The following is a 7,749-nucleotide window of genomic DNA, read 5'->3' as shown; positions in this document are numbered from 1 at the left end:
AGCCAATGGTGATCTGTCACCAGTGGAGTTTGAAAATTCTCAACTAAAGGTGTCCAGTTTTGGTTGACCAGAACAATGGTTATATCGATTTTACTTACTTTTATTTGCAAAATGATTATCTTAAAAAGAACAAGCTTAAACTGGCTCTTGTACTTAATCATCAAAAGGTTTGCTTTGAAATTTGGCTGCTGGGGCAAACAAAGGATGTTCAAAAAGGTTACTGGGAGAAGTTGAAGGGGGTGCAATGGCTGAACGAAGAGTCAATGCCAGAATGGTCAATTTTTGAAATTGTAATGCTTGCTGATCCTGATTTCGAAAATCCTGAGAAACTATCAGAGTCTATTCACGGTTTATTTAGAGCTCTGTCAAAGGAGATTTTTGACACGCTAAAAGCATACGAGTAGTAGCATATAACCAAGCAATCAAGGTATTGTTGTTATAGCTGATATAGCTGATATAGCTGATATAGCTGCAATGGTCGCAGGGGCAATTTTGTTCTCGCAAAGTAAGTTGAAAAATAGGCCAATGGGTAGCCGAAGGTCTCTAACCTCCAGCTTCCACGCTACCTTTAATGGTCAATCCGTTAAGCTGACTTAGCTTGATGCGGGTTGCGGGTATCTGCATCTTCAGGCAAATTTCTCATCAGTAATGCAAATTCTAGCTCGATATCACTTGGTAATGGAATGTAAACAATATGGCCTGAGCCTTTGGCGTCATCAATGGCTTCTCCTTTGCGGTTTTGCATTTGTTCTAACGTGAAAGTGATATTGCCTTTGGGCGTCATTAATTCCATGCTGTCACCCAACAAAAACTTATTTTTCACGGTCACTTCAACTAAGCCTGTTTCGGCATGGCGGCCAGTGATTTCACCGACAAATTGTTGATGGGTACTAACAGAGTAGCCATAGTCGTAGTTTTGATATTCGCTGTGGTTATGGCGGCGTAAGAAGCCTTCAGTGTAACCGCGGTGAGCCAAGCTTTCTAAGGTGCCTTTCAAGTTTTGATCAAACGGGCGACCCGCTACGGCATCATCAATGGCTTGCTTATAAATTTGCGCGGTGCGGGCGCAGTAATAGAAACTTTTAGTGCGACCTTCTATTTTTAATGAGTGCACGCCCATTTGCGTTAAACGCTCAACATGCTCAATGGCGCGTAAATCTTTTGAATTCATAATGTATGTGCCGTGTTCATCTTCAAACGCTGGCATGTATTCACCTGGACGGCCTTGCTCTTGTAGCAGCACGACTTGATCCGTTGGCTGACCTTCCCCTAATGTTGGCGCGACTTTTTCTGGTGTGTAGATTTCTGGTTGTACCGCGACAATATCGCCTACTTCGTTTTCTTTGGCTTCATGAGTGTCGTATTTCCAACGGCAAGAATTGGTGCAGGTGCCTTGGTTAGGATCGCGTTTGTTGATGTAGCCAGAGAGCAGGCAGCGCCCTGAATAAGCCATGCACAATGCGCCATGCACAAACACTTCAAGCTCCATTTCTGGTGCGTGCTCGCGGATATCTTCAATTTCTTCTAGGGATAACTCACGTGACAGAATAACGCGTTCAACCCCTTGTTGCTGCCAAAATTTCACCGTTGCCCAGTTAACCGCATTGGCTTGCACCGATAGGTGAATAGGCATTTGCGGAAAGTGTTCACGTACCATCATGATAAGGCCGGGATCAGACATAATTAACGCATCAGGCCCCATATCAACCACTGGCTTCATATCACGAATAAAGGTTTTTAACTTTGAGTTGTGGGGCTGAATATTACACACCACATAAAACTTCTTACCTAAGGCGTGGGCTTCATTAATGCCTATTTGAAGGTTTTCATGATTAAATTCGTTGTTACGTACACGTAGTGAGTAACGTGGCTGACCCGCGTAAACGGCGTCTGCGCCATAAGCAAAGGCGTAGCGCATGTTTTTTAGGGTTCCAGCAGGGGAAAGCAGTTCAGGTTTAAACATTATTAATCTCTCTTGTCTGATCTCAAGTCAGGCTAAACCACCACATGGTTTAGGGGGCGCAAATGTTACTGGTAATTTATTAACGAAGTAAGCCGCTTTGATAGCGAGAGAGAGAAATCTAATCAGACATTGATTTAGATCAATTTCGTTTTAAGTGCTGTTGGCTATGGGTTTATCAATAGAGAGGAGTACTGTTAAGAGTGAAGCTAATTGTTAATTTAGTTGTCGTGTTTAGATGGGCATGGTGTGTTGATAGTAAAACGCCGCAAGTCAATGCGGCGTGAGTTAATGCAAGTCGTTAAAACTGGGCTAATTAGCGAACCGCCACTAACATTAAGCCGGGGATAACAAAGAAAGTGCCGACGACGTAACTAAAGGCCAGTAGTTTGTTTTGAGAGCCTACCTCTGCAAGGCGCTCTGCCGCCTTAATGGGTAAGTCGCGTAAAAATGGCAAGCCATAAATCAAGGCCACAGCTAACAAGTTAAACAAAAAGTGTACTAAAGCAATGGTTAATGCTACCTCGGCGGCACTGCCCGTAATCGCTGTTGCGGCCAGTAATGCGGTAATGGTGGTACCAATGTTTGCACCTAAGGTAAATGGGTAAATTTGCTTTGTCGTAAACATACCTGAACCCGCTAATGGGATCATCAAACTGGTGGTGGTAGATGAAGATTGCACCATTACAGTGACCAATGCGCCAGAGCAAATTCCCGTTACAGGGCCTTTACCTATGGCACTGTGCAGCACGTTCTTCGCTCGACCAACCAGTACTCGCTTAAGCACTTTACCTAAGTAAGTCACGGCAAACAGAATAATAATGATGCCGGTGATAACCATGGCGATACCCGTCCAGTTACTCGGTAAAAATGCCCAAACATCCTTGACCAGACTTACTGCAGGTTTAGTTAAAGGCTTCATAAAATCAAGGCCTTTCATTGATACATCTGAGCTTCCAACGAGCAGGTGAGCCGCTGCGGCAGCCAACTTTTCTAACAAGCCAAACATTAGCTCAAGGGGTAAGAAAATAGCGACTGCTAGTAGGTTAAAAAAGTCATGTACTGTCGCAGCACTAAAAGCGCGCTTAAAGTCTTCTTTTTGGCGGACGTGACCAATGGAAACGATGGTGTTGGTAATGGTGGTTCCCATGTTGGCACCCATCACCATAGGAATAGCGATAGAGATAGGAAGACCGCCTGCCACTAAGCCGACAATAACAGCGGTGACAGTAGAGGAAGATTGTACTAAAGCAGTGGCTAAGGTACCGAGTATTAACGCTATAAATGGATTACTGGCAAATTGGAATATTTGCTCTGCGCCACTGGCTCCGCCTGAAACAATTTTGAAGCCACTGCCCACAGTGCTTACGGCCACTAACATGGCATAGACCAGTACAACAACTGCAAGCCAATTTAAGATGTTTTGTGTGACTTGCTTTCCCTGATTCATATTCATTTTTTTGCTTCCTATCACAACCTATTGGGTGATATTTCAGTTTTTCGACGAGCGGATTTAAGCAGAGAAATGTGACAGAAATATTTCAATGTGATCGCGCTCCGTTTTTGAACGGGCGTCATTTTGAAGGTATTTGCTGAAAATTAACAGCGTATTTGATCTAAAACAGTTATGAATTAGTGTTTGTTTTTTATTAACCTTTTGTTAGTTATTGTTTTTTTGTTGGTGAGTTATGGGAGCTGGTTTGTGTGAACTTAAATTTGATGTCTATTTATTAAAGCAAAATAGCTACAAATCACGAAATAAATAATCACTTCTCTAAAAAGGTTAGTTAAGATTCTTGATTGAATTGGGAACAAGAAACTATCGGATCCCGTTATGGCAAACGCATTACGAGACAACAAAGTAGGCAGTAATAAAAAACGCGAATGGATAGCCACTCGCGTTGTTTATTTCAATCAGCTGTACGTATAGAAAGTGTTATTCTTTAGCTGCCTGACCAGTGGCTTCCCATTTAAAAATAGTTAACCAATCATTTTTCATATCTGCAATTGTCCAACCTTGCTCATGAGCCATCGTTAATGCGCTATCTAAGTGACCAACTTTAGAATCCTTATCGTAAGCCCATTCCCGCTTAGCATCAGTATGGTGCACAAGTAAGCCAAAACGAGGGCCAGTTCCCGATGTTGTCCATTGGATCATAGCCTGATCACCATCAGAATTACCAAAAGCCATGATTGGTTGCTTGCCAATAACTTGCTGAATCCCTACTGGTTTTCCTCCTTTATCGTTATTGAAAAACAGTTTAGGTGCGCGCAATATTTGCGGCTTACCATCAATTACTTTGTATTCAAGCTCAATTCGACTACCAATAATTTGCTCATCCGGTATGCCGTAGACAGAAGGTGCCCAAGCACGCATAAAGTCAACGCCACCACCTGAAACAATATAAGTACTATAGCCATGTTCACGTAGGTAAGTTAGTAACTCAAGCATTGGCTGGTAAACCATGTCGGTAAATAACTGATTGGTTTTAGGGTGTTTTGCTGTCGCAGCCCAATCTTGAACTTTGTTACGAAACTCGGCACTGCTCATATTGGCATGTGTTGTCATTACCAGCTCTACCAGATCTTTTTCAGTTAAATCTTTAGGGATTTTACCTGCTAATAGATCTGCGTAAGGTTGTTTCGTTTTCCATTCTGGATGCTCTGGGGCCATTAACTTAAGCTGATCAAGTGCAAAGTACAATTGGAAGTAAACCGGCTTTTCTGCCCATAAAGTACCGTCATTATCAAACACCGCGATACGTTCAGACTCTGGGATGTAACTTGATGATGCGGCATCGCTTGTTTTCGTCACAAATTCGATAATAGACTTTTTGGTATCACCCTCATTCCAAGAGGGGAGAGCATCAGTAGCTTGCGCTAACCCAGCCACCACCAGCCCGGCAACAAGCAAACCAGCTTTAAGTTTTGAGTACATATTTTGTTATTCCTTTCATAAAATAATTTATCTAACAATAAGAGTTAGACTGCCAGTGAACAGCTCAAACAGCGGCAGGCAATAGCTTCAAATCATCGCATAATGTTTTACTACCCAGTCAACTTGAAGGTGCTCATCTCAGAGTACAGCTCTGTTTTCAACCTTAGCTGCGCTTGATCTCGATAAAAGAGAAAGCTATTACCGACGATCAATACTTGGTATCAACGTCTCTGAAATCAAATATATCAAGGTCGTTTGGGTGCACAATTAAAGTAACCTCGTCACAAGACTACACCTTAAATATCAATTATAGGTGATTATAATGTTATTTCTAACTAAAGTTCGACCATAGAATATGGCTTGATTACTCGCTTGGTAGCAACAAAAATGAAACGGTGTTGGTTTAGCCTTTACTCACAAAATACATACGCGAAGGTCCCACAAGAAAGGCGATAATCCAAAATATCCAAAATCTAATAAAAAATAAAAAGGGCTGAGTTAGACTCGAGCCCACGTTACTTATACTTGCTCAAGTTGCTTTGAATTAACGCTGCTTGCGATGCTCTGTGGTTTAGTTTCTAATATCGGCTTTTCAGGTTCCAAAGCTGCTTGTAACTCGATTTCCTCTTGGTTTTTCTGTACCAATTGTTGTTCACGTCTTTTCAAGTATTCATAAGTACTTATTTGAGAACGTATTTTACGGCGGTTACCGCGTTGTACATACTCATTGCTTTGCTCTTTATCAATAACGCGAGCTTTAGTGGTGTCCTTAAATTGTAACTCGATACTGTGCTTGATCATGGCTTTGAGTTCAGGGTCATAGATAGGGCAGCCCACCTCGATGCGGTTATCAATATTACGTGTCATCCAATCGGCAGAAGAGATATATATTTTTTCATCACCATTATTGTGAAAAATAAACGCTCGAGGGTGCTCTAAAAAGCGGTCGACAATACTAATTACTTCAATGTTTTCACTAATGCCTGCCACGCCTGGTACTAAGGCACACATACCACGAATGATCATGCGAATGTTAACCCCTGCACTGCTGGCAGCATAAAGGCGGTTAACCACCCCTTTGTCGACTAAGTTATTTACCTTAACCGTAATTGCTGCCGGCTTGTTTTGTTTCGCACTCGCTATTTCTGCATCTATCATGCGGTAAAGGTAGCGTCGACAGTTGATTGGCGACACTAATAAATGATTAAACTTAGTACGACGATACGGATGCTCAATGAAGTCGAATACGCCCTCTACCTCTTGTGCTAACTCTTGATTCTTAGTGAGTAGGGCGAAGTCAGTGTAAATTTGTGCGGTTTTTTCGTTAAAGTTACCTGTGCCTAAATGAGCATACTTTACCCACTGCTCGTCTTCTAAACGAGTAATAAGACAAAGCTTTGAGTGGATCTTTAAAGTAGGAACACCAAACACCACTTTCACGCCCGCTTGGGTTAAGCGTTTTGACCATTTGATGTTGGCCGCCTCATCAAAGCGCGCTTGAAGTTCTATTACGACGGTTACTTTTTTACCGTTGTTAACGGCGTCAATCAGTGAGCTCACGACGCGTGATTTTTTTGCCACACGATAGAGGTTGATCTTTATGGTACTGACTTTGGGATCGAGTGCGGCTTGGCGGATCAGTTCCGTCACGTAGCGGAACTTATGAAACGGATAGTAGAGTAGAATGTCTCGTTCGGAAATGGCGTCAAAAACCGTATCGCATTTTTCTATTTGATGACAAGAAAGTGCCGGTAAACTTGGGTTTTCAAGGTAAGCTCGGCCGACATTTGGAAAGCCAATAAAATCTTTAAAGTTATGGTAACGGCCGCCAGGTATGACACTATCATGAGAGGATATGTGTAATTTATCTTTAATAAAATCAACCATGTGTAGAGGCATTTCGCGGTCATAAACAAATCGTAACGGTTCATTTGTTAAACGCTGTTTTAAACCTTCCGACATTTGCTCTAACAAACCATGCTCTACCATACCCTGCATATTATATTCAGCATCGCGGGTCATTTTGATTGAGTAAGAGTTGAGGCTATCAAACTCGTAAAAACCTTTAAATAAGTCTTCAATGCAAAAGCGGATAATGTTATCGAGCAGAATGAGTGATTTTTTACGCTTAGTTTGTTCACTCGGTAATTGGATAAAGCGTGGTAAATCATTAGTTGGCACTTCAACTAATGAATACTTGGTATCATCGCCTTTACGAATCTCAATCGCGAGATAAGTGTATTCATCTTTAAGGAAATCTACTAAGTCGATGCTTTTGGTTAACTCTATAGGGGCTAGGTGGCGCAGTAATTTGTCTTTGAAATAGCTTCTTATCCAGCTTTGTTGATTTTCCGAAAGTTGGCTCTCGCTGACTAAAAAGATATTGTGTCGAGCTAATGCCAAAATTAAGTCTTTATAAGTATTATCAAAATCTTGTTGCAGCTTGAGAACTTTGTTTTGAATCTTTGTGAGTAGATGCTTCGCTCCTTCGTCACCGCCTTGTGCTTCATTAATGATGATGCGGCGCTTGACATCGGCCACTCGCACCTTAAAAAACTCATCTAAATTGTTTGAAAAGATACCTAGAAAGCGAACTCTTTCAACGATAGGAACTGTTTTGTCCATGGCTTCTTGTAATACGCGCTCATTGAACGATAGCCAACTTAATTCCTTTTCTACAAACAGCTTATCCAAACTCACTCTCGACCCCCTGAAGCTAACAAACTTAATTAATCATCGTTATTATATTCAATCTACAGTTTTATTTGCTTGCGACTACTAGCACAAAATCCATTACATGGATGAATTTTTAATGACAGAATAACGTATCTTAAGCATAGAACTAGAATGT

The 7,749-nt window shown here is 41.7% G+C and carries 5 protein-coding genes; 1 reads left to right on the top strand and 4 read right to left on the bottom strand.

The window, feature by feature from the left end:
• Nucleotides 1-59 precede the first annotated feature (59 nt).
• On the top strand, nt 60-404 hold the full coding sequence (locus tag Q4519_RS19135) for a hypothetical protein (protein WP_303515068.1): 345 nt from the start codon (nt 60-62) through the stop codon (nt 402-404).
• Between the two features lie 179 nt (nt 405-583).
• Here Q4519_RS19135 and yegQ read toward each other — a convergent pair whose 3' ends face one another.
• The 4 genes from yegQ to ppk1 all read right to left on the bottom strand — a co-directional run bounded on the left by yegQ (nt 584) and on the right by ppk1 (nt 7,598).
• Nucleotides 584-1,963, bottom strand: a complete 1,380-nt coding sequence (yegQ, locus tag Q4519_RS19130; RefSeq protein ID WP_232800055.1) for a tRNA 5-hydroxyuridine modification protein YegQ — start codon at nt 1,961-1,963, stop codon at nt 584-586.
• A 313-nt stretch (nt 1,964-2,276) separates the two neighbouring features.
• Nucleotides 2,277-3,410, bottom strand: a complete 1,134-nt coding sequence (locus Q4519_RS19125; RefSeq protein ID WP_303515076.1) for a Na/Pi symporter — start codon at nt 3,408-3,410, stop codon at nt 2,277-2,279.
• Nucleotides 3,411-3,896: 486 nt separating this feature from the next.
• The gene (locus Q4519_RS19120) at nt 3,897-4,898 is read right to left on the bottom strand and encodes an HAD family phosphatase (RefSeq protein WP_303515065.1); all 1,002 of its coding nucleotides are present in this window, start codon (nt 4,896-4,898) and stop codon (nt 3,897-3,899) included.
• Between the two features lie 519 nt (nt 4,899-5,417).
• The gene (gene ppk1 / locus Q4519_RS19115; RefSeq protein WP_303515062.1) at nt 5,418-7,598 is read right to left on the bottom strand and encodes a polyphosphate kinase 1; all 2,181 of its coding nucleotides are present in this window, start codon (nt 7,596-7,598) and stop codon (nt 5,418-5,420) included.
• Nucleotides 7,599-7,749 lie beyond the last annotated feature (151 nt).

The organism is Motilimonas sp. 1_MG-2023 (assembly GCF_030547455.1).
In the GTDB taxonomy this organism is placed as follows: domain Bacteria; phylum Pseudomonadota; class Gammaproteobacteria; order Enterobacterales; family CBDFNC01; genus Motilimonas.
This window is presented reverse-complemented; position numbering and strand designations above follow the sequence as displayed.

What these genes read in the sequence shown, in the direction of transcription:
- yegQ (WP_232800055.1), bottom strand. Translation starts at nt 1,963, where the DNA reads ATGTTTAAACCTGAACTGCTTTCCCCTGCTGGAACCCTAAAAAACATG.
- Q4519_RS19125 (WP_303515076.1), bottom strand. Translation starts at nt 3,410, where the DNA reads ATGAATCAGGGAAAGCAAGTCACACAAAACATCTTAAATTGGCTTGCA.
- Q4519_RS19120 (WP_303515065.1), bottom strand. Translation starts at nt 4,898, where the DNA reads ATGTACTCAAAACTTAAAGCTGGTTTGCTTGTTGCCGGGCTGGTGGTG.